The following is a 25,838-nucleotide window of genomic DNA, read 5'->3' as shown; positions in this document are numbered from 1 at the left end:
CTCTTTAAAATACTTTATATGAAAAGACGAATAAAATTCATTATAATATTGATGATCAATGTGGTTATGCTATTTGCATCTCCACATAAGAAACAAACTAAAACATCGAAAATAAATGAGCAATTGAATAGTCTTTTGAGCAGTATAGCTTTAGAGAAAGATTCTAATCAATATTATATGAAAGTTGCAAATGCCATTCTTTTAGGATTAGAATGTGAGAAACAAGATGCAGTTCACAGTGCTTATGTTGCGCAAAATAAAGATCGTTTAGTGAGTCTTCGAACAAAGTTAGTTTCTAAACTACAAGATACAACCTTGAGTTTTAGTACTCGCAAGTATATCACTAACGTAATTATTGAAAGTGCTTCGTCACCACTTTTTAAACAAAATCAAGATAATTTGGGTGCAATCTTTTATAATACAGCTTCACATTTTTATTCAATTAAAAACTATAAAGATGCTGATTTTTATGTAGATAAGTCGCTCTTATTTAAAGATTGGGCAGAAAAGTCTGCGGAGTTAAAAGTGTTGTGTATGAAAGAAAAAATAGAAACGCCAACCAATTCGACAGTATATCTATTGGCTTTACTAAATCTTCACACAACAAATCCCAATAATTCGCTTTTCTTTCACTTGATAATCGAATATCTATCTCAACCACAATATGCTGCGGAGCTAGAACAATTTACAAATGAAGAACTTTTGCGTGATTCTAAAAATGTACAGGTTTTGTTGTTGTGGGGAGAAATTATGATGACTAAAAAGAAATGGAATGAAGCAATAGAAGCATTTACGTCTGCAGAAAAGTTAGGTGGGTCGTCTATTCATTTGTTATATAACATTGGTATAAGTTATAGCTCTAAAGCCTTAGAATATCGTGATAATATAAAAGAAAGCGGGAAGCGTTTAACTCAAGAACAACAAAAACAGGTTAGAGATAACTTAAATTTGGCGCGTAAGAACTTAGAACTAGTTAAAGAGCAAGACCCAGAATGTAAGAAGATTGATTGGAGAAATCCACTTTATGTGGTTCTTTATGCACTGAAAGATAAGGTGGCATTGAAATCGTTAGCAAAAATAATGCCTACAGAAAAATAGTATAAAAAGATGAAAAAGTTAAGAATACAATTATTGGTTATATTATTATTTGCAGGGTGTTCGTTATCACTCATGGCGCAGAAGAAAGAAATCTCTCAAGTGAAGCAAATGATAAAGAAATCAAACAACTTAAATCAAGCAGAACAAATAATGCGGAACTTGCTTAAAGATTCTGCAAATATACATAATGATAAGGTTTGGAATACATTATTTGAAGTATTGAATAAGAGATATTTAAATGGTAATGAAGCCCTTTATCTAAAACGTCCTTGTGATACAACTCAATTCTATAACAATATAGCAGAAATGTTTAAGGTAGCTATTTGCTTAGACTCTATTCAGGTAAAGGATAATAGACCCGAGAAAGAAATAAATAAATCTCGTGATAAGTATGCAAATATGCTGTTGAGTACTAGAGCCAATTTGTTTAATGGAGGAGTGTTCTTTATTCGTAAGAAAGATTATAATAATGGTTTTGAATTATTGAGTCTTTATATAACTACAGCACAACACCCTATCTTTAGCTCAAATAATCTTCCACAAAAAGATAAATATTTGTCTGAAGCTGCTTATTGGACTGTGTTTTGTGGATATAAAATACAAGAAACAAATAAGGCTCTTTATTATATGCCTTTAGCACTTACAGATTCAACTCATTATGCTAATACGCTGCAATATCTTGCAGATATCTATAAAATGAATAAAGATACGGTTCGTTATGAGCAAACTTTGAAAGAAGGGTTTAATAAATATCCTGTTTCTCCTTTCTTCTTTTCAAGGCTAATTTCCTTCTATGCCGATGAAGATAATTATTCTGAAGGATTGGATTTAGTAGAAAGAGCTCTTGCAATTGATAGTTTGAATCGTTCATTTCGCTTTGCTAAAAGCTCTATACTATATCATTTAAAGAGGTATGATCAATGTATTGATATTTGTAAATCGCTATTAGCAGAGAAAGATACAACCTCTGGAATACTTTTAAATATTGGTCTTTCTTATTTTAATAAGGCGGAGGATCTAAATATAAAAGTGGGAAATGTGGGTAAAAATAAATCAAAAATAGGCTCTCTATATACAAAAGCTTTAGGTTATTTGGAGGAATATAGAAAGAGAGAGCCACAAGATAAAGATAAATGGGCAGTAGCTCTTTACACCATATATTTAAACTTAAATATGGGAAAAGAGTTTGAAGAAATAGATAAGTTATTGAGAAAATAAGGATAAAGTCAATGGAGTATAAAGATTATTTACAACGTTTTCTAGATAAATTGGGCATTAAGGCTTTGAATGAAATGCAACAAGAAGCCTATAAAACCATTAATGAAACATCAAAAGATATTGTCATTCTTTCACCAACAGGAACGGGAAAAACATTAGCTTATCTGCTTCCTATACTTGAAAAGATAGATCTTTCGTCTGATTCTGTGCAGGTAATCGTAGTTGTTCCCAGTCGAGAATTGGCAATACAAACAACTGATATCCTTAAAAGAGCACTCAAACAGGTTCGTGCTTACGCTTGTTATGGAGGTCGAGCAACGATGGATGAACATAGGGAAATCAATAAATTAAAGCCCCAAATTATCTTTGGTACGCCTGGAAGATTAAATGATCATATTGATAAACATAACTTTGAAATAGATAATGTTAAAACGTTTGTAATTGATGAGTTTGATAAGTGTCTTAAAGTTGGATTTAGAAAGGAGATGACAATACTTGTAGATAGTCTTCTTTTTGTGCGCCGTAGGATCTTATTGTCTGCAACAAACTCTCCCGATTTATATCTCTTTGCTCGTAAAAACAATACTCAAGAGGTGCTTTTTCTTGATGAAGAAAACCAACCAACGGATAGAATAGAACCTTATTACATAACAAGTTCTAGCAAAGATAAGCTTGAAGCACTTTCTGTCTTATTGAAATCGCTTGGCAATGAAAGTTCTATCGTTTTCTTGAATCATCGTGATAGTGTTGATAGAGTGTATGAATATCTTTCTAAAGAAGGATTTTGTGTAAGTGCTTTACATGGTGGTTTTGAACAAAAACAACGTGAGGTAGCACTCTTTCTTTTCTCGAATAAATCAAACAATATACTTGTTTCAACCGATTTAGCATCTCGAGGACTTGATATTGCTGACGTAAATAACATAATTAATTATCATCTCCCTGATACAGAAGATACGTTTATTCATCGCATTGGTAGAACTGCGAGATGGAATAATGTAGGTAAATACTTCTTTATTTTATCACCAGAAGAAACCATTCCTGGTTATGTTAACGATTTACCTGCACTTTTTGAATGTCAAGAAGAAAATTCTTTAGTTCCTCAATCCACAATGGCTACCTTATATATCGGTAAAGGAAAGAAGGATAAAGTAAGCAAAGGAGATATCTTAGGCTTTCTATGTAAAAAGGGAAATTTAAGCAAAGAGGATGTAGGACGTATCGATGTTGGAGAAAGATATTGTTACGCTGCAGTATCAAGGAAAAAAATTGAAACTCTTGTTGCAATACTTAAAAATGAGAAAATAAAAGGTCTTAAGACTATAGTAGAGCAAATAAAGTAGAAATATGATTTATATGATAAAACTATTATAATATATAAGGAGATACCAATACTTAATCAAATAAAGACTTGCTCGTTATTTCCTATTTATATGAAAGAAAAGGGTACTATCGTTTTATTTATATGTAATATAGTTATTATTAGATGTAAAAAGAATTGGCACATATCCTATTCTTGATTTTGGAAAGGCTATGTGTAAAAGTATCTAAAGTAAAAAAACGTGATGTATTACTTTGAGTCTAAAGTAATGAGTGCAACTTCAACATCTTGTGTAGTTATGATGCAACCATCTGGTTCTTTTTGAAGTAAAGGCTTAATTTTATTGAGAAAATCGTGAATCTTTTCTTCATTGTCGACAATCTCAACGGTAATAGGTACTTTATCTGTAAATTCCCAATGTGAATGCAATATTGTTGAAGAACTGCATCCATATCCCATAATACCTTTATAAATTGTAGCCCCAGCCATATTAAATTCTTTGGCCATTCGAGCTAAAAAATGATATAAAGGCTCATCTTCATATAAGTCTGTATTACTTATATAAATCTTTATCATTTTCGCTTTGTCGTTCATAACTTGACTTGTTTGTAGGTTTATAGTGGTTATTGCAAAATTACAAAAATACCCTATACTTTGTAGAATTAAAGGTATAAAAAAAGGTATTCTAATGGAAATAAGTACTTTTGTATTGCAGTATGGAATAAAAACTGTATCTTTATGTTAAGAATTAACAGTTGTAAAAGTAGAAATGTTAAATCATAATTTGGTATGAAGAAGATAAAGAACCCTTGGTTATCTAAAAAAGACTATCATTGCTTTGGGTGTTGTCCCAATAATCCATTAGGTTTAAAGATGGAATTTTATGAGGAAGGCGATGAGATTATATCATATTGGCATCCCAATGATCACTATCAAGGCTGGGTTGGTGTGATGCATGGAGGAATATTAAGTACGATAATAGACGAGATTGCAGGTTGGGTTGTACTGAGAAAGATACAAACAACAGGCGTAACAAGTAAATTAGAGGTGAATTATCGTAAACCAATACTCTCTTCTTCAAAAGTAATTATCGTACGCTCTCATATCTCTTCGATTCTAAGGAACATTGTAAAGATAGAAGCTCGTATTGAAAATGAGAATCATGAAGTGTGCGTTAATGGTGTTGCAACTTATTTTACATTCGATAAGAAACGTGCAACCGAAATGGGATTTACCGAATGTGAAATTGAAGATGAATAATGAAAACTTACTTATACTTTATTAATAATTTAAGAATGGAATTGATATTGAAAAATAAAATGGTGGGAATGCTAGCACTTTGTTTTATGGCTAGTAGTCCAAATGTGGCTTTTTCACAAGAAAAGAACGATAAGTATCCTTCTTTTTTAAGTGTTAAAGAGCTTCCAGATGGTGTGAAATACCTTCCTGCTCCACCTGATACTTCTAGTGTTGCATTTCTCAATGACTTCTCAAGATATCAGTGGGGAAAGTCTATAAGAAATACAAAAAGAGGAGAACAAGCTATTGATGATGCAACACAAACAGCAGAGTCGTTGGCAAGACAGTTCTCTGAAGTTTTTGGATTAGAAATATCTCAGACCGCAACTCCACAGATATTCTATCTTCTTTCGTTGTTAAACTCAGATTGTGGATATGCAACTCAAACGGCAAAGCATTACTATATGCGCAAACGTCCATTCGTTCAATTCCACGAGTTGACCTCTATTCCTGCTAAAGAACCACATTATCGTAATACTGGTTCTTATCCTTCAGGACATTCTGCCACTGGTTGGGGAATTGCATTAGTGCTCTCTGAGATTAATCCTACACGACAAGAGGAAATCCTTAAACGTGGATATGAAATAGGAGAGAGTAGGGTTATAGCTGGGTTTCATTATCAAAGCGATGTGGATTATGCTCGTCTTGCAGGCAGTGCAGCGGTGGCTCGTTTACATGCTGATAAGACTTTTATAAAACAATTGCAAAAAGCTAAGGACGAATTTATACGTCTTTCAAAATAAATATTGTATTTTTGCAAATGCAAATGGTTTCGTCCGACTTAATAATACGTAAAGAATTGCAAGATATTCTGTATGATATGGATAGACGAATTAAAAGGGAATCAAGTGAAAGTCTTGAACAGTCCCGCTGCTGTAAGCAATAATTATTACGAAATAAACACTATGTCACTGATATAATTGGGAAGACGTTTATCTTCGTTTTGCAAAGTCAGAAGACCTGCCATTATGCTTTTTAAGTTTTGATTCGTCTCGAGGAAGACTATCAAAAACATATTTTTGTGGAAATACAATATGTTAAGAAAGGGTCTAATTCTCTTCTTTCTCTTTTTGTGTGTATTGTCAATTAATGCACAGAACGATAGTATTACTACCACATATCAGCTCGAAGGAGTCAAGATATATGGTAGTAAAAAACCCATTAATGCCCTTGCTTTACTGCCCATACAGACCTTTGATAACCAACAAATGCAGCAATTGGGATTTCATCGCATATCAGATGCGGTAAAGTACTTTGCTGGTGTAGCTGTAAAAGATTATGGAGGACTGGGCGGATTGAAGACAATTAGTCTTAGAGGACTATCTTCTCATCATACAGCAGTTAGTTATGATGGTTTAGTTCTTAGCAATTTACAAGCAGGACAGATTGATATAGGACGATTTACCACAGATGGAGTGGCTCAAACAAGTGTGGCTTTAGGGCATAGTAGTGCTTTATTGCAAACCGCAAGACATTATGCTTCTGCTGGAATACTAATGATTGAGACTGATGGAAAAGCCTTTCTCTATTCGAATAAGAATACAAGTGTCAACGGAAGTCTAACTTTTGGTTCTTTTAATTACTATCAACCATCTTTTCGTTTGTGGCAAAAAATAAGTCCCAAGACATCAATTGGAGCTAATATTACATATATCAAGAGTAAGGGTGATTATCCTTTTATTTTGAAAAATGGAAGGTTAATAACCAAAGAGAAACGCCAAAACGATGATATTTCTTCTCTTAATTCAGAATTAAACCTTTTCCATTTGTTTAAAGAAGGAGTTTTATTACATTCCAAAGTCAATTATTATCATTCAGAAAGAGGGCTTCCTGGTGGAGTGATTTTGTATAATCACGATGCTAAAGAGCGATTATGGGACGATAATTTTGCATTCCAAACGAATTTTAAAGCACTACTCTTAGATCAGAGAATGCAAATGAAAGCAATCTTAAACTATAGTTATGCTCGAAATAAATATGTAGATTTGGGTAGTAAATATCCGACAGGAATGTTGAAAGAAATGAATTGTCAGAACGAATTCTATCTTTCTTCTGCCTTTGCTTACACGCTTTCTTCAGCTTTGACGTTATCTCTTTCACAGGATTTCTCTTTGAATAAACTTCTTGAGAGTGCTGCTATAACAGCGCACCCTGTTCGCTTTACAAGTTTAACAGCACTCAATTTAAAATGCCATTACAAGCATTTTAAAAGCGAAGGAACCCTCGTTTCATCTTTTAGTAGCGAAAAAACAAAGAATAGTTCATCTACTCTTACAAGATTCAATCTATCTCCTTCATTAGCAATGTCCTATGCTTTGCTTCCTAATAATAGTTTGTTGATGCGATTAATGTTGAAGAGTTGCTATCGAATGCCATCATTTAATGAACTTTATTATTTGAAGTTTGGTAACACGAAGCTTCGCCCAGAGCAAGCAATGATGGTGAATTGTGGATTGACCTATAAGGGATTGCTTTGTAATAAAGCGAAAATAGAGACTACAGTAGATGTATATTATAATAAGGTGAAAGACAAATTGGTTGCTTTCCCATCACTATATGTATGGAAAATGGTTAATTTCGGAAAAGTAAATATCTATGGATTAGATTTTACAACGAACATTTTTCTACTTATTTCCAAATCTTTTTCTCTACAAGGAACTCTTTCTTATTCGCAACAACAGGCATTAGACAGAAGTGATAGGGCAACTTATTCTTTCAATAAGCAATTGCCTTACACTCCAAGACATAGTGCTCATTGCACGCTTGTTGCTCAATTGCCTTGGTTAAGCGTTGGTTATAGCATGTCTACTAATAGCGAACGTTATAGTATGATGCAACAAACAAGTGAATACAGACTTGCTCCTTTTACCGAACATAGCGTGACTTTTAGTAAAGATTTTATGTTGAAGCAAGTCAAAATGATGTGTTCTCTCACTTTACAGAATATCACAAATCAACAATATGATATTATAAAATATTATCCGATGCCTGGTCGTCAAATGCGATTCACGACATCTTTAACTTTATAAAAACAATTTAATAGATGAAAAAATTAACTATTTTATGGCTTTTTGCCTTGTGTCTTGTAAGTTCTTTGTCTCTTTTCACCGCATGTTCAGATGATAGTAATGGAATGGAAGAATGGAGAAAAGATTCTAAAGTGGATTTACCTTCATACAGAGGTTTTGTTCTTAGCGAAGGAAGTTTTGGTAAAAACAACTCTCACCTTTATTTCTTTAATCCTCAAAACGACACCATTTTTAATGCAGATATCTACGAAACACAAAACAAACAGAAGTTAGGTGACACTGCAAATGATATGATTACTTATGATGGAGATATCTATGTTGTGGTGAATAACTCAAAAAGACTTTTACGTTTGAGTGGTGCTGGACTTCAATTGGCAGCATTCGAGAAGTTTAATACCATTGGTGCTCCACGTAAAGTAGTGGCTGTTAACAATAAACTTTATGTTACATGTTATGGCGGATACGTTGCTCGTTTCGATGCAAAGACATTAACTCTTGAAGATAGTGTAAAGGTTGGAGCTAATCCTGAGCAAATAATTGAATCTAAAGGAAAACTCTATTGTGTTAATTCAGGATATGGAGAAGGAAATACTTTATCTGCAATTGATATCCAACAGTTTAAAACTTCAACAACACATCCAGCTCCTTACAATCCTACTAGTATTGTTTCTACTGGTAATTATACTTATATCACTGCGTTATATCACAGCGCAGACTGGTCAACTTATTATGGACAAGTTTATTCTTATGACTTAAATAAGTTTGAATATCAACTCATTGCACAAGTAGATAAGGTGCTTGCTGTAGATAATTTACTTTATATGGTGAAGAATAAATCTGCTGCAATCTCTCAAGATGTAAATAGTTTCACGGTATATAATAGCGATACTAAACAAACAAGTACATGGAATTTGAAAAAAGCTCCTACAGAGTTGCATTCTAACACCGTGTATATGGTTACAAGAAATTCATTTGATGGAAGCTTTTATATTGGTACAACAGACTATGTTAGTAATGGTGTTGTTTATCATTTTGATAAAAATGGTACTTACATTAATAAGTTTAGTGCAGGCGGTATCAATCCTAATACTGTAGTATTCTTAAGATAATGCATTCTGTTATTTATTGTATTATAGTTATATTGAGTGTGTTGTTCACTTCATGTAATTCCTCAAAACAACGAGAACTTACAGAAGTGGGCGATACACTTCAATTGAAATATGCTCGTGGAGTTGATGTTATTCGTTTTCAGGATTATACAATTGTTGACATAAAGAATCCCTGGAAGGGTGAAAAGTTGTTGCAACGATATATTCTTTACACCCGAGATAAAGTTCAAAAGATACCTTCTTCTCTCAAAGGAACAAAGGTTTCAGTTCCTTTAGAACGATGTGTAATGTCTACAGCAGCTCATTGTTATCTTTTAGATCAATTAAAACAAACAAACAATATTTCTGCTGTTTTAGGACGAAAGTATATTCATATACCTATAATAGAAAAAGAGATTAAAAGAGGAAAGATTGCTGATGCAGGCGAAGAGTTTCAACCTAATATCGAGAAACTTATTTTAATAAAACCCGATGCCTTGTTCCTTTCTCCCTATGAGCAGGCAGGAAGCTATCAAAACTTAGATAAATTAGGTGTTCCTATCATTTTTTGTGCCGACTATATGGAATCTTCTTCGTTGGCAAGAGCAGAGTGGATGAAGGTATATAGCGTGTTTTTTGATTGTGAAGAACTTGCAGAAATTTTATTTGATGAGGTGGAAAGAAACTATAAAGCGCAAACCATTATGGCTCATCAGCTTCATTCCAAGAACGAAATATTTACCGAACGCTTGATGTCTAGCACATGGTATTGTCCTGGAGGAACAAGTACTATTGCACAATTAATAAAGGATGCAAATGGTATTTATTCGTTTTCTGATAATGAGAAGGCAGGTTCTATTCCCTTAACTTTTGAACAAGTATTTGCTAAAACACAGCAAGCAAAGGTGTGGGCGTTTACTTATAATGGTGAGAAAGATATGACTATAGGTGATTTATTGAAAGAGAATGACCGATATAAGGCTCTTAAAGTGGTTGTGAATGGAGCTATTTATGCTTGTAATGCCTCTAAAGTTCCATTTTTTGAAGAGACTCCTTTCCGTCCAGATTGGCTCCTTCACGACTTTATAATCATGCTTCACCCGAACCATTTTCAGGCAAATCAATTAAAATATTACAAGAAACTTTGAAAACAAAGCTTTATACATATAGCATCGTTCTTGCAATCTTTATTCCTTTATTGATAGTCTTGAACATTCTTGTGGGTAGTGTTTACATTTCTTTTAGTGATGTAATGGCTATTTTGAGTGGTGACAGTTCTAATGAATTGCAAGCAAGTAGTTATATTATTTATAATCTTCGACTTCCTCAAGTTATAACTGCTATATTATGTGGCGCATCTCTTGCGACATCAGGTTTGTTGCTTCAAACAACATTTAAGAATCCTTTGGCAGGTCCATCTCTATTTGGAATTGATTCAGGAGCAGCACTCGGAGTTGCTTTAGTGCTACTTATGATGGGCGGAAACATCACTCTTGGCGGTTTAACAGCAAGTGGTTATGCTGCTGTTTTGATAGCTGCTTTTGTGGGGTCAATAACTATTGCATTAATCGTCTTATTGTTTTCAAATATTGTTCGCAATGCCATTGTACTATTGATTATTGGTATAATGATAGGCTATTTAACGTCTTCAGCCATCACACTTCTTAATTTTTATGCTACAGACGATGGTGTTCGGTCGTATTTGTTGTGGGGAATGGGTAGCTTTAATAGTGTTACTTTAGAGCAAATACCACTCTTTTCACTACTTATTATACCCGTTTTAATCAGTACATTTTTCTTGATAAAGCCTTTAAATGCCTTTTCTTTAGGAGAGTTATATGCCCGTAATTTAGGTATAAAGGTGCAAACCTTGCGCAGTACTTTATTAATCGTTACAGGTCTACTTGTTGCTAGTGTTACTTCTTTTTGTGGTCCTATATCTTTTATTGGACTTGCTGTTCCGCATCTTGTACGCTTAGTTATTAGTTCTGAAGACAATAAATGGCTATTGCCTTTAACCCTTTTTACAGGGGTGGCGATGGCTTTATTCTGTAATCTTTTGTGTGTTTTGCCAGGTGAAAGGGGAACTTTACCTCTTAATGCAGTTACTTCTTTGGTTGGTGCCCCCATCGTTTTATATGTAATTGTGTTTAAACTAAAACGATTTTCGTAATTCTTGATGGTGCAAGAAAATGAATTTAGTGTGAAAGTCCAACATAAAAAAGAGTTATTGAAGTGAATTCAATAACTCAATGAAAGGATGTTTCTTGAAAGAAAGATTTATTTTTCTTCTATATCATTATTCATCTTTATTTTTGACTCCAGCATCTTATTGACAATAAAAGATGCATTCTTATTTTTACAAATACCTCTATTGATTGTATAAGAGTACAAAATAGGAGTTGTTAGTTCTATTTCAAAACAATAATTGATATACTTATCACTGCCAAACTCCTCTTCTAGGTGTGTAACTCCTAGGTCATGCGTAGCAATAATTACCATAAATTGTTTTTGAGAGAAGAATTTTAGTAGATTAATAGAACCTAATAGTTTATCTTCTGAGTTGGTTCCTTTTAAAACTTCGTCAAAGATAAACAATGTAGAAGGGTGTTTCATTCCATAATCTATAGCACTTTCTAATCTGTCTATCTCTGCATTGAAATAGGATTTGCCTGCAACTATATTATCTTGAGTACGCATACTTGTAAACAATTTGATTGAAGCATTAAGCAGAAAGGACTCTGCGCACACTTTACAGCCAGTATTTGCAAGTACAATATTGAGAGCAATGGTGCGTAAAAAGGTACTCTTTCCAGACATATTTGCACCAGTAATAATTGTAATTATACTTTCTTCTTGAGTGAAGTCGTTTCCTATGGCTTCTTTAAAGGTCATAAATGGGTGATAGATGTTCTTTCCTGATATGCAACCACTGGTTACAATCTGAGGAGTTACAGCATTAGGATGATTAAAATTATATGTTGCTAAACTTATTAAAGCATCTAAATATCCTATAGTGTCCTCTAAATCGTGAAGTTCTGACAAGTTTTTCTTTTCCCATTTTATGAACTTGATAAAAATAAATACATCAAGAAGGAAAAGTGTATTACTAACCATCCACAAAATAACATTATTCCTAAAGCCAAGAAATTCATTCATCGTGCTGAGTTCTTTCAAATTCTTTTTATGTAGTAGTAAGGCTGATTGAATTTCCTTTAAAGTATTACTTTTAAATGTTATGGCTGTATTTAAAGATATAATAGGGGCATAACTTTCAGATAAAGATATTAACTGCTTGAGTTTTAGTATGATTTTATTTCCCTTTTGAAAGTAAAATGTACTAATTATTCCATTGATGAAGATAATACTAGCAAGAATATAAATAGGTAGAATGAGTGATTTTCCTAAAAACAAGCATGTGAAAAGATTTCCCCAACAGCTTATTAGAATGAAAAGAGATAAAGACATGATGAAACTTAATGTCCTTATATTAAATATAGAAGAGTAGTTTTCTGCACTAAAACGAATCTTTTTACTTTCTATTTCATCAATTGATTTGTGATGAATTAAGTAGTCGTGCTGCTTTTCTAGCTCATCAAGGGTTGCTTGTCGTTGTAAAATATCATGCTTTCCGCATCCCACATTCGATAAGAAAGAGGCTAATTGCTTAGATCCACTTTGAGTTATAGTTCTGTTGATGCGATGAAACAAAGACGATTCGCCAAAAATATCGATATTGTATGTAAATGGATGTTGGGCAGAAACATAGTCTTTTCCATTGTATGCCGTAAATTCTCCTTTGAAATAGAGTAGTTCATTATTAACAGCTTTAAGGATTTGCTTGCATTGTTTAATTTTATTGAGATTACTTTTATACCAATATACACAACCAATAAACAGTAACAATGAGATAACGCCACCTAAACCAAGTCCTATTGATTTGGTATAAAATCCCCATATAAGTAGAGATAAAGAGGAAAAGCCTAAAAATAATCTACCAATAAAAAGATTGAACTCTTTCTTCTGTAATACTTTTAAAATATTTCTATGTTCAAGCTGTTGTGCTTTATAATACTGTTTAGGATCAATCATTTATGTTTTTTATAAGGTGACTATAATTGTTTTGATTGTACAAAGATATTGAATAATAAAGAATTATACAATTATAGGGGAGAGATTTGCAACGTTTGAAGATACTACTCATTATTATAGTGTTGTAAAAGCATTAAGTTTGTGGTTAAAAAGCAATGTGATTAGAAGGCAAAGTCTATGCTTTTATAGGGTGAAAGTTATCCTTTTAATTGAAGAAAAAGGACAAGAGAAAAAGAGTTTTATATAAAATAAGAGGGGAGAGATAGTAAGATTCATCACTTTTGAACAATTTTATTTCTTGTTGGAAGAGTAGTACACATCTCATAGCCTAAAGAGGTAAAGATTTGCAAAGAGAAAGGAGAACTTCTTGTTTTTATGTATTGACAATCGTAAACCTTTAGAGTACAAATTGTTTATACATTTTATATATTGTAAGATATTTGCTGATAAGATATATATAGGAAAGTATCTATTCCAAAGACTTTTTGTTACTGAAGTACTTTATATGGCTAGTCATATAAAGTAATATGCAAGGAGCTTTAATGAGTGTATCTGACAGACTCCAACTCAAAAAAAGAGATATTATAGGAATGTAGAATGATGAACTTGAGGATATTATACAAGCAGACATTCTAGATATAGATGCTTTGACAATTTTATCGCTAAATTATTAGATTCATACCAGCTATTACCTATTTCCAAAGAAGCAGTGCATTAAAGTACGAAGGACTTTCGACATACAGCTTGCGTTATTATAAATTCGTTGAATTCACATTAAAATAAATCAATCAAAGAATATCAATATAAAATAAATGAAGGTTAAGAAAATATTGCCATTTAGAACATCACTTGATACTTTTTGCTTGAATATGTAAATATAGTTGATTTTTTAGTTGAATCTAGCTCTTTAGCAATATTAAAAAAACATTTTGTTGATTGCATTAAAAAAACTACCTTTGCATAGTAAGAATCTATTTACACCCGAAAAATTCAAATTTTGCGGTGTTTTAGAGTTAAATCAAGGTTAGAATAATAATTCTAATCCACTTATTAATAAGTAATAGAACAATGACATACACAGAAACTGAACTGAAAGGTGTTTGGATAATAGAGTCAAAAGTATTTAATGATGACAGAGGTTATTTCTTTGAATCATGGAATAGCAAAAGTTTTACAGAACATATAGGTGCGATTAACTTTATTCAAGATAATGAATCGAAATCTAGTTATGGTGTTTTGCGTGGACTACATTATCAAAAAGGAGATGCAGCGCAAGCTAAACTTGTTCGTGTAATCAAAGGAAACGTATTAGATGTAGCAGTTGATTTACGTCGTTCTTCGCCTACTTTTGGAAAGTATGTAGCAGTAGAATTAAGCGAAACCAATAAACGTCAATTATTTATTCCACGTGGTTTTGCACACGGATTCTTAGTATTAAGTCCTGAAGCAATATTCTGTTATAAGGTAGATAATGTGTATGCACCAGAGAAAGAGGCAACTTTAATGTGGAATGATGATAGTGTTTCAATTAATTGGCCTATCAAAGATGGTTTGATTTTTAGTGTAAAAGATTTAAAAGGCACATCGTTGAAAGACGCAGAAGTATTTGATTAATTAGATATGAAAATTGCAGTTGTTGGAACAGGTTATGTCGGTTTAGTCTCTGGAGCATGTTTTGCAGAGACTGGAGCCGTGGTTACATGTGTTGATGTTGATGAATTAAAAATTCAAAAACTGATGCAAGGAGATATTCCTATCTATGAACCTGGACTTGATGAGCTTGTCTTAAAGAATATAAAAGCAGGACGATTAAAGTTTACAACGTCGTTAGCTAAGATACTAAACGAACAACAAATAGTATTCTCTGCTGTCGGTACACCTCCCGACGAAGATGGAAGTGCAGACCTAAAGTATGTTTATCAAGTGGCAGAAACTATAGGAGAGTGCCTCAATAAATATGTTGTTGTTGTAACTAAAAGTACAGTTCCTGTTGGAACTTCAATGCAGGTAAGGCACATTATTCAACAAAAACTAAATGAAAGAGGAGTTAATGTACCTTTTGATGTTGCTAGTAATCCTGAGTTTTTGAAAGAAGGTAATGCCATAAAGGACTTTATGAGTCCTGATAGAGTTGTGGTAGGAGTAGATAGCGAAAAAGCAAAAGAAATACTAACACGTCTTTATAAACCTTTCTTACTTAATAATTTTAGAGTTCTTTTCATGGATATTGCAAGTGCAGAGATGACAAAATATGCAGCCAACTCAATGCTTGCAACACGTATTTCTTTTATGAATGATATTGCTAACCTATGCGAATTGGTAGGAGCAAATATCAATATGGTGCGTGCAGGAATAGGTAGTGATACCCGAATAGGACGTAAATTCTTATATGCTGGTTGTGGATATGGAGGCTCGTGTTTCCCTAAAGATGTCAAAGCATTAATCAAAACGGCAGACGATAATGGTTATAATCTACAAGTTTTAAAGGCTGTAGAGAACGTAAATGCATTGCAAAAGAAAGTCGTTTTTGATAAACTCTGCAAGATATATGATAAGGAACAACTAGGCAAAAAGACAATAGCAATCTGGGGATTAGCATTTAAACCCGATACAGATGATATGAGAGATTCTACTGCTCTGGTTGTTATAGATTTGCTTTTAAAGGCAGGTTGCACAATAAAAGTGTACGATCCTGTTGCTATGGATGAGTGTAAACGTCGTATAGGAGATATTGTTCACTATTGTAAAGATATGTATGATGCTGCAATGGGTGCTGATGCTATCTTATTAATAACAGAATGGAAGGAGTTTAGATTGCCTTCTTGGGATGTCGTTTCTAAGATAATGAACAAGCCTTTGCTTATCGATGGACGTAATATTTTCGATAGATCAGAGCTTGAGAGTGTTGGATTTGAATATCACTGCATAGGATGTTAAAGATTAAAAGTTAATAATAATGCGGTTATCTATAAATAAAGTCATAAGAAGAATTACTTTTATTTTATTGGCATGCTTTGTTTTAATGGCTTGTTCCGACAGAAAGAATGCGAAAATAATAGATAATTCAGAAGATAAAAAAGCCAAACAACTATTACAAGGAATATGGATGAATGACGATGATGGAGACATTGCGTTCCGTGTTTTGGGTGACTCTATCTTTTATCCCGATTCTTTAAGCGTTCCAGTTGCATTCAAAATACAACAAGATTCATTTGTTTTATTAAGCTCAAATATAACTAAATATCCGATTATAAAGCAGAGTGAGCATGTTTTTGAATTTAAAAATAGCAATGGTGAGGTTGTTCATTTAGTAAAAAGTAACGACCCTTCAAACATATATGAGTTTGAACATCATTCGGTTATGCAGATTAATCAGCATAAATTAATAAAGGCCGACACTATTATTAATATTGGGCAAGAAAAATATCACAGCTATACTCAAATTAATCCAACAAGTTATAAAGTGGTCACAACAAAATATAACGATGATGGAGTAGAGGTTGATAATATTTATTACGATAATATTATACATATAAGTATATTTAAAGGTTATCAGAAAATGTTTTCAAAAGACTTTTATAAATACGACTTTAGAAAGTATATCCCTAAGCAGTTCTTAAGGCAAAGCATATTAAATGATATTGTTCTTTATAAAACCGATAAAGGACAATTGCATTATAAAGTCACCTTAAGTATTCCTGATAGTCCGTTAAGTTATATTCTTGAGATGGTCATAACACAAAATAAAATATCTAGAGTATCATTGCTTGAAAACTAATATCATTTTATTTATCTGAGAAATATTGAAATAAATAAAAATATTTAATTATTCTATTGATTGAATACTATAAATATTTATTCCCAATAGCATTGTTTTGTAGAGGTAAAAGCATAGTAATTGAATACTAAAAAGGTAGATTTTACTTGACAAAAGCATTGCTTTTAAGACCTAACTAAAAAGAGAGAATAATTTTGGTTATAAGTAAAACATTGCTATAAGCGAAAGGAGATCAATCTAAGAACCTTTGTTCATCGTAGTTGTAGAATAAAACAGCTATTAAATTTCTATAATTAGATTATTTATACTATATTTGTAGATTATAAAAAAGAGATACCTATGAGTCACAATAATAATCATTTAGTGATAATGGCAGGTGGTGTAGGCAGTAGGTTTTGGCCTATGAGCACTGCAGATGTACCTAAACAATTTATAGATGTATTAGGAGTTGGACGCACTTTAATACAAATGACGGTCGATAGATTTTGTGGTATATGCCCCAAAGAAAATATTTGGGTTGTAACCAATCGTAAATACTTATCCTTAGTAAAGGAGCAGCTTCCCGGACTTGTCGAGTCTAATATTTTATTAGAGCCTTGTCGTCGAAATACAGCACCATGTATAGCCTATGTAAGCTGGAGAATAAAGTCGAAAGACCCTAAAGCAAATATTGTAGTTGCGCCAAGTGATGCAATAGTTACCGATGTAGATGAGTTTAGAAGAGTTATCACAGCATCTTTGAAATTTACCAGTGAAACCGATTCTATCGTAACTCTTGGAATGAAACCAACACGCCCAGAAACAGGATATGGTTACATTCAGGCAGATTTGCGTTTAGGTTCTCCGCTTAATAATGAAATCTTTAGAGTTGATTCTTTTCGTGAAAAACCCGATTTAGCAACAGCTACAGAGTATATTCAACATAATAACTATTTTTGGAATTCAGGGATATTTATTTGGAATGTAAGTACAATTGTAAATGCATTCCGTATTTACCAGCCAGCAATGAGCAAGATTTTTGAAGGAATGTTGCCCATCTATGGAACAGAAAAAGAGCAAGAAGAAATTGATAGACGATATCCAGAATGCGAGAATATATCTGTGGATTATGCCATTATGGAAAAAGTTGATGAGATATTTGTATTTCCATCAGACTTTGGTTGGAGTGATCTTGGAACATGGGGAGCGCTCCTTATGCATACAAAAAACGATCTCTATGGAAATAGTTGTATTGGAGATAATATCAAATTATTTGAATCTCGCAATTGTATCATCCACACAACACAAGCTAAACAAGTGATTATTCAAGGCTTAGATGGATATATTGTGGCAGAACAAGATGGTAAATTATTAATATGTAAGATGTCTGAAGAACAACGAATCAGACACTTTAGTGATGAAATTTGATAAAAGACAGCAATGAATCGAAAGGTAGCACTTATTACAGGAATTACAGGTCAAGATGGATCTCATCTTGCAGAGTTCCTAATAGATAAAGGATATGAAGTTCATGGACTATTAAGAAGGTCGTCATCTTTTAACACTGCTCGTATAGAGCATTTGTATTTAGATGAGTGGGTGAGAGATATGAAGCAGAAAAGACTTGTTAATTTGCATTGGGCAGATATGACAGACTCTTCTTCTTTGATAAGAATTATTGGTGAAATTCGTCCTACTGAAATCTATAATCTAGCTGCACAAAGTCATGTAAAGGTGTCTTTTGATGTGCCAGAATACACAGCAGATACTGACGCAATTGGTGTTTTACGCTTATTAGAGGCAGTTCGTATCTGTCAACTTGATAAAACTTGTCGCATATATCAGGCTTCTACATCTGAATTATATGGTAAAGTACAAGAAATTCCACAACGAGAAACAACTCCATTTTATCCTCGTTCTCCTTATGCAGTAGCTAAATTATATGGCTATTGGATTATAAAAAACTATAGAGAAAGCTATGGTATGTATTGCTGTAATGGTATATTATTTAACCATGAGGGTGAACGTAGAGGAGAAACGTTCGTAACTAGAAAGATAACTCTTGCTGCTTCACGCATAGCAAAGGGTTATCAAGATAAATTATATCTAGGTAATTTGGATGCAAGACGTGATTGGGGATATGCAAAGGACTATGTAGAATGTATGTGGTTAATGCTTCAACAACCTGAAGCAGATGACTTTGTGATTGCAACAGGCGAGATGCATACTGTACGAGAGTTTTGTGATTTGGCTTTTAAAGAAGCTGGAATAGAACTTCGTTGGGAGGGAAGTGGAGTAGAAGAACGTGGTATTGATATTGCAACTAATCGAGTTTTAGTTGAAGTTGACCCTAAATATTTCCGTCCATGTGAGGTTGAACAGCTCTTAGGAGACCCTTCTAAAGCGAAAGAAAAGCTTGGGTGGAATCCTACAAAGACATCTTTCAAAGAGTTAGTTCAATTGATGGTGCAACACGATTTAGAGTATGTTGATAAGTTACATCATAAAGATTAAACCCTAATAATATCGCAAATATGCTATCGAAAGATACCAAAATATATGTTGCAGGGCATAGAGGACTTGTTGGTTCGGCAATTTGGAAAAATCTAAAGAATAGAGGTTATCATAATCTTATTGGTAAAACACACTCTGAACTCGATTTAACAGACCAAAGTAGTGTTGCTTCTTTTTTTGAGAAGGAACGTCCTGAGGTGGTAGTTCTTGCTGCAGCGTTTGTTGGTGGAATTATGGCTAACTCTATATATCGTGCTGATTTCATCATGCAAAATATGCAAATGCAGTGCAATGTTATAGGACAGGCATATAAATATGGTGTAAAAAAACTCTTATTTTTAGGCTCTACATGTATCTATCCCAAAGCCGCTCCACAGCCAATAACCGAGGATTCATTATTAACAGGACCACTTGAATATACTAATGAAGAATATGCTATCGCAAAAATAGCAGGTTTAAAGATGTGCGAAAGCTATAACTTGCAATATGGAACCAATTATATTGCAGTAATGCCAACAAACCTTTATGGTCCAAACGACAATTTCCATTTAGAAAATAGTCATGTTATGCCAGCAATGATGCGTAAGATTTATCTCGCAAAACTTATTCATGAGAATGATTGGAGTTCGATAAAACAAGACTTAAATTTACGCCCTGTGGTTGGAGTTAATGGTGAATGCGATAAAGATGTGATTTTATCTACATTGAAAAAGTATGGTATTTCTGATAATAAAGTTGAGCTTTGGGGTAGTGGAACGCCTTTGCGTGAGTTCTTGTGGAGTGAAGATATGGCTGATGCTTGTGTACATTTGCTATTGAATGTCAACTTTAAAGATATTATAGGAATAGATAAATACTCTTCGGTTTGCTATGGTTCAAAGGTTGATGGTATTGTTGATAGAAACGAAACTGTAGGGCGAGGAGGAGCAATACCATCTCTAGGAGAAATTAGGAATTGTCATATAAATATTGGAACAGGCAAAGAAATAACAATAAAAGACTTAGCTTACTTAGTTAAGAAAGTTGTTAATTTTAGTGGAGAAATTTGTTTTGACATATCAAAGCCTGATGGAACACCACGCAAGTTGGTTAGTGTTGAAAAGCTAAATGCACTTGGTTGGCATCATAGTGTAGAGATTGAAGAAGGTGTTCAACGCTTATTCAATTGGTATGAACAAGACTTAAAAAGATTATAAGTATTCTTTTTTTATAAATAGTATATAATTAACATTATGATAAATAGATAAAATATTATAAAAGATCTATTTATTCATGACAAATGATTTTATCTTCTCTTACCAAAGCCCTTGTCTATCTTAATAAAATATGTAACTACGAAAGTTATAATACAAGTAATCAATACAAAAATGAAAAAGTTCTGATATCCAAGTATAGATTGTAACCAACCTGAACCCATTCCAGGTAACATCATAGATGCAGCCATAAATCCTGTACAAATAGCATAATGACTTGTTTGGAACTTTCCTCTACAGAAATATAACATATACAATGTATAGGCAGTAAAACCAAAACCATAACCAAATTGCTCAATAAAGATAGATGTATTGATTAGCCATAACCCATCTACTTGATAATAACTTAGGTAAATATATACGGCATCAGGAACTGTAATAGCAATCACCATAGGCCATAACCACTTCTTAAGTCCATCTTTACTCACTAAATATCCACCTATAATTCCACCACCAAGTAAGCCTATAACACCCACTGTTCCATACACTAAGCTGAATTCTTGAGGTGATAACCCTAAGCCTCCTGCATGTTTAAAGTCTCTAAGAAACAAGATGGAAACTTTAGATAATAAAGCTTCAGGGAATCTATATAATAATAAAAACAATATTGTTGTAGTGATATAGGGCTTTTTAAAGAAGCTAGAAACAGTTTCTATTAAGTCTCTCCCTATCCTTTTTATATCTTTTTTATTGTTATTTTGATCTTTTATTGGTGTAGGAAGTTGTTTAAGATGATAGAGGTAAACTGCTATAAATAAGGCAGATACGATATAAAAGATAATACTCCATGAGAAACGAATTTGCCATCTGAAGAGAACTTGTAATGAACCTGCAAGGAATACTAGGAAGCCTTTACCGAAGATAGATGATATTCGATAGAATGTATTACGTATTCCAACGAATAAAGCCTGGTCGTGTTCGCTTAAACCAAGCATATAAAAGCCATCAGCTGCAATGTCATGAGTGGCACTTGAGAATGCAATTATCCAAAATAAGCATATTGTTGATTGTAACCAAAAGGTGGTTGGAATACTAAAGGCCATAGCTGCAAACGATGCTCCAAGCAACAGTTCCATAGCAATAATCCACCATCTTTTTGTTTTTAGTAATTCAACAAAAGGACTCCAGAAAGGTTTTATCACCCAAGGAAGATAGAACCAACTCGTGTAAAAGGCAATGAGTTCATTGCTAAGTCCTAACTGTTGGTACATTAACACGGATATTTCTGCAACTAATATATTAGGAAGCCCCTCAGAGAAATATAGAGTTGGCACCCATCCCCAAGGACTTTTATTATTCAATTGATTGTAGTGTATAGTATGTTGTTTCACTTTTATTGTAAGGTTTCAAATTATTTATTATATATTTTCTTAATCTCTACATTCTTATAGTAATGTAGTAAGATTTCTTTATAATCAAATCCTTGTTCTCCCATCACTGCTGCTCCTATCTGACATAATCCTACTCCATGTCCCCACCCTGCTCCTTTAAGAGTAAAAGAAGTTGGAACATTGTTGGAACCTACAGATTTGTTAACGATGAAAGCAGAGCTATAAAGGTGAGAATTGCTAAGAACTCTACGAATTTCAAGCTCTTTTCCTATAATCAGTTCATTCTTAGAACCAACTATCTTTAATCTATAAATACGTCCACTTTTACCTCTTTCTAGAGCAATGATGTCCATAATATCTCCTAAATCGCTATTTAGTTTTTTATTAATGAGTTCTTTTAGTTCTTCTTGAGAATAGCTAATCTCCCATCTATAGAAATCTTTTGTTTCTTGATCGTAATCTTTTAATACTTGAGATAGAATCTTTTTATCTGTTGTATTGCAGAAAGCATCAGGAGAATCAACTATCCATTGATGTGCGGTTGACTCAGAAGTTAAATCAATTTCTGCGCCTTCTTTGTCATCTTTCAGTGCAATAAGATAATCTTTAGAATTGTTGTCCCAGCAATATTGATATTCTTCTGTTGCACCACCGCAGCATTTACTAAATCTAGCATCGCATATTTCATTGTTTGAAAGCAATACTTCTCCTGTTGTTTCTTTAATTGCTTTAGCTACATTAGGAGTAATTCCTTTTGATATCCCTTGGTATCTTTGACAATGATCGTCGGCACAAACGTCAAATAAAGAATGGTCTTCTCTGTCATACCAACGAACAATTTCCTTATCAGTTTTTGTAAATGAAAAGAAATTGTTGCTCTGTTCGCTTTTTGATTGGTTATGTTTTTCGATTTGATTTAATAACCAGCTTCTTGAAATAACAGAATGTGCTTTCAGTAATTCTAATGATGACATTGCGCTCATTTCGCTAGAAATAACCGAAGATAGATAATTTTCTAGAGGTAAAATGTTGATAGCCCATATCTTATCAGAATCAATTATCAACTTTAAAGCGCCTTCAAAGGTTTGTTCTTCTTTTCTTTCCCAGTGGAAGTTGATGCCTATTGAAACATTCTTTAGCGTAAATGAAGCATTAGAAGTTTGTGGATGGAAAGTAATTTCTTGATAATTCTTATCATTCCAAAGTATTCCTCCATCATCAAAAATAAGACTTTGTATGCCTTGGGCTGATTGTCCTTTGGCTGTATAAACATCATTTAGAATAATATCTATTTGTTTGTCGCAAAGAATTCCTACAGAGATAGTAGGCTGTTCAGATAACAATTCTGTTGATAAAGAAGTGGATTTCAAATGTTTGTTTCTTTCGATTACATCGCATATATGATTTGCTTTCTCACTTGTAAAACCACATTCTTGAATAATACTAACAGCTTCTGTAGCTGAAAGCGTTTCAAAATCCTCCTTTCTAGGAGTGATAATTAAACCTGACATATCAAGAGCTCCAGGACTAATCATATGCTGAAGGCTATCTTTTGCATAATAACATTCAGGTCTATGCTTTTCTCTTGGGATAACAATTGTTATAAATTCTTTTTCTGTTCGCCAAGAAACGATATTCATCATTGGCTCTTCTGTTTCTGCTTGTGTTGCCTTTAAGCTATTATATAAAAGTTTGAACAACTCAACTTGTGATTGTCTTTGTTGATATTTTATGACAAAAACAGGAATAATAAATGTATTGATAAAACCTAATTGTTCTTGTTCATTAACCGATACAAGCGGTTTTATATCGTTTTTAAGCCTATTCCAATCGTTTTGTAAAGGTAAAATACCATTTGTTCCCGCTTGAAAATGCAAGTGATCGGGCGCAGAAGCACCGCTTAGAGGTCCATTATAAAACAACATCATCTCTGGAAATTCACAAAGGAAATGATATACTTCGTCAATATTAGAATAGATCCTTTGCGGTTGATGCTGTGTAGATGCGATTGTAAAGTGGATAGGAAGAATCGGGAAAGGATTCACCAAAATCTCAAATCTACTATCAAATTGCTTTACTAATTGTTCTTCTGGGCGTTGTTTCTTACATAGAAAACAAGGACGTTGCTCAATATCTGCTTTAGAAATACTAGCTCCTGTAGATACAAGTCTACTTGGATTATGTTGTAATTTTACATAATTCTCCCCTATTTCTAAGGTTTTTATTTCTATTTCAGAAAGCTTTTTATATCGGTTTTCAACTTCTTTCCAATGTGAAAGTTGTTGATTAAAGAATCTTTTTAAGCTACTATTAACCAGAGAATTATTATTGCTTGTATTCTTATTTAAACGAGCTAATATCTCAATAGTTCTAATTTTGTCTTTATATAGGTTGTTAGCATTTACCTTTTCAATGCTTAAGGCTGAATCAGAGTTTCCTCCCCATCGTCTGCATAGATAGAGTTCGTCGTATATTCTACCTATCTTATAATCACGAGAAATACGTAATCCCACGGCATAGTCTTCTCCATAACTAGTGTTAGGAAAGCCTATTTCACGCAAGATAGGTGTATAAAAAGCTCTAGGAGCACCTAAACCATTTATTCTTAGAGCATTGTTACTGCCATTATTGTCTGTCCATTCCTTATGATCGATGAGACCTGGAGGTAAAGTTTCTAGTTCAAAGTTGCATATTCTGTAGCTACCTATAATCATTGCAGCTTTTTGCTTGTAGAAAGCATCTATGACTTTTTGAAGTGTAGAGCTACTAGAGTAAAGGTCGTCGCTATCTAGTTGTACTGCAAATTTACCACAATGAGTTGAGTTAATTGCATAGTTCCAACAGCCTCCAATACCTAAATCAAATCTTTCAGGTATAAGATGAACTAAATTTAGATAACTCTTTGATAGTTCAGATAATATCTTTGTTGTTCCATCTGTAGAATGATTGTCAATAACAATCACGTTAAACCCAAAACTTGTTTGCTGGTTTAAGGCAGAAAGAACAGCATCTGATATAGTTTTTTCTCTATTAAAAACAGGAATAATAACCGATGCTTCGAGGTTAAAATGATAATCATTAAATTGAATGGGCTGATAATTTGCTATGTTTACAAGCAGTTTTTGTTTATCAAGAAATGCCGTAAAAGCCTTTTCCATATCAATTTGTATTTCTCTAAAAGCCGCATTCACATAGTCAAATTGCTTCTCTCCACTCTTTCTGTTGTCCGTTTCTATCTTAGTATAGAGGTATTCATCAATATGAATAATTTTGTTGTTAGCTCCAGCAAACAAGCGGAATGAGTACCACCCTGCATACTTATAGCTTTCTTCTTTGCTAGAATAGAGGAATTCTTTCAATGCTTGAGTCTTGATAAGAACAAGCTGTCCAAAGTCAAAATCATCTCTAACACTTCCTATGTGATAGTTTATAAGAGGATGTTTTTGTATTTTTCCTTCAATGATGTCGTAATGATCGGCATATACAATTTCTGCTTCAGTATCCTTTGCTACCTGAATCATTCTAGAAAGAGCATTATATCCCCACTCTATAAATGCATTTTTGAGGTTTAACAAGATATATGGAGATGTTGCATACTCAACTAACTGATGTAGCATTTCTGTAGAAAGAAAGTCGTGAAAACAAACAACTTTTATATTCTTTTTATTTAGTTCAGAACCCAGATGCTCGTCTTTCATCAATGCATAAACAGAGGTAATTTCTATTTCATTTGCCACTTTAATAAGTGTATCTGGGCTATTTAATAAACCTTCTCCAGGTAAGAAATAATCTATATGGTTAATCATCATTGTTTTATTTTACTTGCAAATATATATAA

19 protein-coding genes, 1 pseudogene and 1 riboswitch are annotated in these 25,838 nt (G+C 33.2%); of the genes and pseudogenes, 16 read left to right on the top strand and 4 right to left on the bottom strand.

Annotated elements, in window-relative coordinates; translation table 11 throughout:
• Nucleotides 1-18: 18 nt before the first annotated feature.
• Genes HMPREF0669_RS06415 through HMPREF0669_RS06405 form a run of 3 tightly spaced genes read left to right on the top strand, consistent with a single transcriptional unit; the run spans nucleotide 19 to nucleotide 3,659 of the window.
• Entirely contained in the window at nucleotides 19-1,098 is a 1,080-nt protein-coding gene (locus HMPREF0669_RS06415; RefSeq protein WP_232236484.1) for a lipopolysaccharide assembly protein LapB, read from the top strand.
• A gap of 9 nt (nucleotides 1,099-1,107) precedes the next feature.
• A complete protein-coding gene (locus tag HMPREF0669_RS06410) occupies nucleotides 1,108-2,316 on the top strand; it encodes a lipopolysaccharide assembly protein LapB (RefSeq protein WP_009227707.1) in 1,209 nt (402 codons plus the stop codon).
• A gap of 11 nt (nucleotides 2,317-2,327) precedes the next feature.
• Nucleotides 2,328-3,659 carry a DEAD/DEAH box helicase gene (locus HMPREF0669_RS06405; RefSeq protein ID WP_009227706.1) on the top strand — a complete coding sequence of 444 codons (1,332 nt, stop codon included), beginning with the start codon at nucleotides 2,328-2,330 and terminating at the stop codon, nucleotides 3,657-3,659.
• 227 nt (nucleotides 3,660-3,886) lie between these two features.
• Here HMPREF0669_RS06405 and HMPREF0669_RS06400 read toward each other — a convergent pair whose 3' ends face one another.
• Nucleotides 3,887-4,231 (bottom strand): DUF190 domain-containing protein, encoded by a 345-nt coding sequence (locus HMPREF0669_RS06400; protein WP_009227705.1) that lies wholly within the window; start codon nucleotides 4,229-4,231, stop codon nucleotides 3,887-3,889.
• Nucleotides 4,232-4,426: 195 nt separating this feature from the next.
• Between HMPREF0669_RS06400 and HMPREF0669_RS06395 the strand changes: the two genes are divergently transcribed.
• From HMPREF0669_RS06395 to HMPREF0669_RS06370, 6 genes are all read left to right on the top strand, one after another.
• Nucleotides 4,427-4,897, top strand: a complete 471-nt coding sequence (locus HMPREF0669_RS06395) for a PaaI family thioesterase (protein WP_009227704.1) — start codon at nucleotides 4,427-4,429, stop codon at nucleotides 4,895-4,897.
• A gap of 86 nt (nucleotides 4,898-4,983) precedes the next feature.
• Nucleotides 4,984-5,679 carry a phosphatase PAP2 family protein gene (locus HMPREF0669_RS06390; protein ID WP_232236483.1) on the top strand — a complete coding sequence of 232 codons (696 nt, stop codon included), beginning with the start codon at nucleotides 4,984-4,986 and terminating at the stop codon, nucleotides 5,677-5,679.
• A 44-nt stretch (nucleotides 5,680-5,723) separates the two neighbouring features.
• A riboswitch (cobalamin riboswitch) is annotated at nucleotides 5,724-5,919 on the top strand.
• 51 nt (nucleotides 5,920-5,970) lie between these two features.
• Complete coding sequence (locus tag HMPREF0669_RS06385) at nucleotides 5,971-7,965, top strand: TonB-dependent siderophore receptor (RefSeq protein WP_020967252.1); 1,995 nt, start codon at nucleotides 5,971-5,973, stop codon at nucleotides 7,963-7,965.
• A gap of 14 nt (nucleotides 7,966-7,979) precedes the next feature.
• Nucleotides 7,980-9,074: a YncE family protein gene (locus HMPREF0669_RS06380; RefSeq protein WP_009227701.1), complete on the top strand. Its 1,095-nt coding sequence runs from the start codon at nucleotides 7,980-7,982 to the stop codon at nucleotides 9,072-9,074.
• Complete coding sequence (locus tag HMPREF0669_RS06375; RefSeq protein WP_009227700.1) at nucleotides 9,074-10,201, top strand: ABC transporter substrate-binding protein; 1,128 nt, start codon at nucleotides 9,074-9,076, stop codon at nucleotides 10,199-10,201. Before HMPREF0669_RS06380 ends, HMPREF0669_RS06375 begins: the two co-directional genes overlap by 1 nt.
• On the top strand, nucleotides 10,198-11,226 hold the full coding sequence (locus tag HMPREF0669_RS06370) for an iron ABC transporter permease (protein ID WP_009227699.1): 1,029 nt from the start codon (nucleotides 10,198-10,200) through the stop codon (nucleotides 11,224-11,226). Before HMPREF0669_RS06375 ends, HMPREF0669_RS06370 begins: the two co-directional genes overlap by 4 nt.
• A 107-nt stretch (nucleotides 11,227-11,333) precedes the next feature.
• On the opposite strand, the gene HMPREF0669_RS06365 is transcribed toward HMPREF0669_RS06370, so the two are convergent.
• A complete protein-coding gene (locus tag HMPREF0669_RS06365; RefSeq protein WP_009227698.1) occupies nucleotides 11,334-13,145 on the bottom strand; it encodes a DNA mismatch repair protein MutS in 1,812 nt (603 codons plus the stop codon).
• Between the two features lie 342 nt (nucleotides 13,146-13,487).
• On the opposite strand from HMPREF0669_RS06365, the pseudogene HMPREF0669_RS10445 reads away from it, so the two are divergent.
• The 7 genes and pseudogenes from HMPREF0669_RS10445 to HMPREF0669_RS06335 all read left to right on the top strand — a co-directional run.
• A pseudogene (locus tag HMPREF0669_RS10445) lies at nucleotides 13,488-13,903 on the top strand (transposase); the annotation flags it as partial.
• Between the two features lie 310 nt (nucleotides 13,904-14,213).
• Nucleotides 14,214-14,759, top strand: coding sequence for a dTDP-4-dehydrorhamnose 3,5-epimerase (gene rfbC, locus HMPREF0669_RS06360; protein ID WP_009227697.1), 546 nt, complete (start codon nucleotides 14,214-14,216; stop codon nucleotides 14,757-14,759).
• 6 nt (nucleotides 14,760-14,765) lie between these two features.
• Nucleotides 14,766-16,082: a UDP-glucose/GDP-mannose dehydrogenase family protein gene (locus HMPREF0669_RS06355; protein ID WP_009227696.1), complete on the top strand. Its 1,317-nt coding sequence runs from the start codon at nucleotides 14,766-14,768 to the stop codon at nucleotides 16,080-16,082.
• Between the two features lie 19 nt (nucleotides 16,083-16,101).
• Nucleotides 16,102-16,923: a DUF4738 domain-containing protein gene (locus tag HMPREF0669_RS06350; protein ID WP_009227695.1), complete on the top strand. Its 822-nt coding sequence runs from the start codon at nucleotides 16,102-16,104 to the stop codon at nucleotides 16,921-16,923.
• A gap of 339 nt (nucleotides 16,924-17,262) precedes the next feature.
• Complete coding sequence (locus HMPREF0669_RS06345; RefSeq protein ID WP_009227694.1) at nucleotides 17,263-18,330, top strand: mannose-1-phosphate guanylyltransferase; 1,068 nt, start codon at nucleotides 17,263-17,265, stop codon at nucleotides 18,328-18,330.
• A gap of 12 nt (nucleotides 18,331-18,342) precedes the next feature.
• Nucleotides 18,343-19,416 (top strand): GDP-mannose 4,6-dehydratase, encoded by a 1,074-nt coding sequence (gene gmd / locus HMPREF0669_RS06340; RefSeq protein WP_009227693.1) that lies wholly within the window; start codon nucleotides 18,343-18,345, stop codon nucleotides 19,414-19,416.
• A 20-nt stretch (nucleotides 19,417-19,436) separates the two neighbouring features.
• Nucleotides 19,437-20,612, top strand: a complete 1,176-nt coding sequence (locus HMPREF0669_RS06335; protein ID WP_009227692.1) for a GDP-L-fucose synthase — start codon at nucleotides 19,437-19,439, stop codon at nucleotides 20,610-20,612.
• Between the two features lie 89 nt (nucleotides 20,613-20,701).
• Here the strand turns inward: HMPREF0669_RS06335 and HMPREF0669_RS06330 are convergent, their stop codons facing one another.
• Entirely contained in the window at nucleotides 20,702-22,000 is a 1,299-nt protein-coding gene (locus HMPREF0669_RS06330; protein ID WP_009227691.1) for an MFS transporter, read from the bottom strand.
• 20 nt (nucleotides 22,001-22,020) lie between these two features.
• Complete coding sequence (locus HMPREF0669_RS10105) at nucleotides 22,021-25,806, bottom strand: DUF4922 domain-containing protein (protein WP_084704722.1); 3,786 nt, start codon at nucleotides 25,804-25,806, stop codon at nucleotides 22,021-22,023.
• Nucleotides 25,807-25,838 lie beyond the last annotated feature (32 nt).

Origin of the sequence: Prevotella sp. oral taxon 299 str. F0039, from assembly GCF_000163055.2 — a bacterium.
Taxonomy (GTDB): domain Bacteria; phylum Bacteroidota; class Bacteroidia; order Bacteroidales; family Bacteroidaceae; genus Prevotella.
Note: the sequence above shows the minus strand (reverse complement) of the source record. Positions and strands in the feature narration are given on the sequence as shown.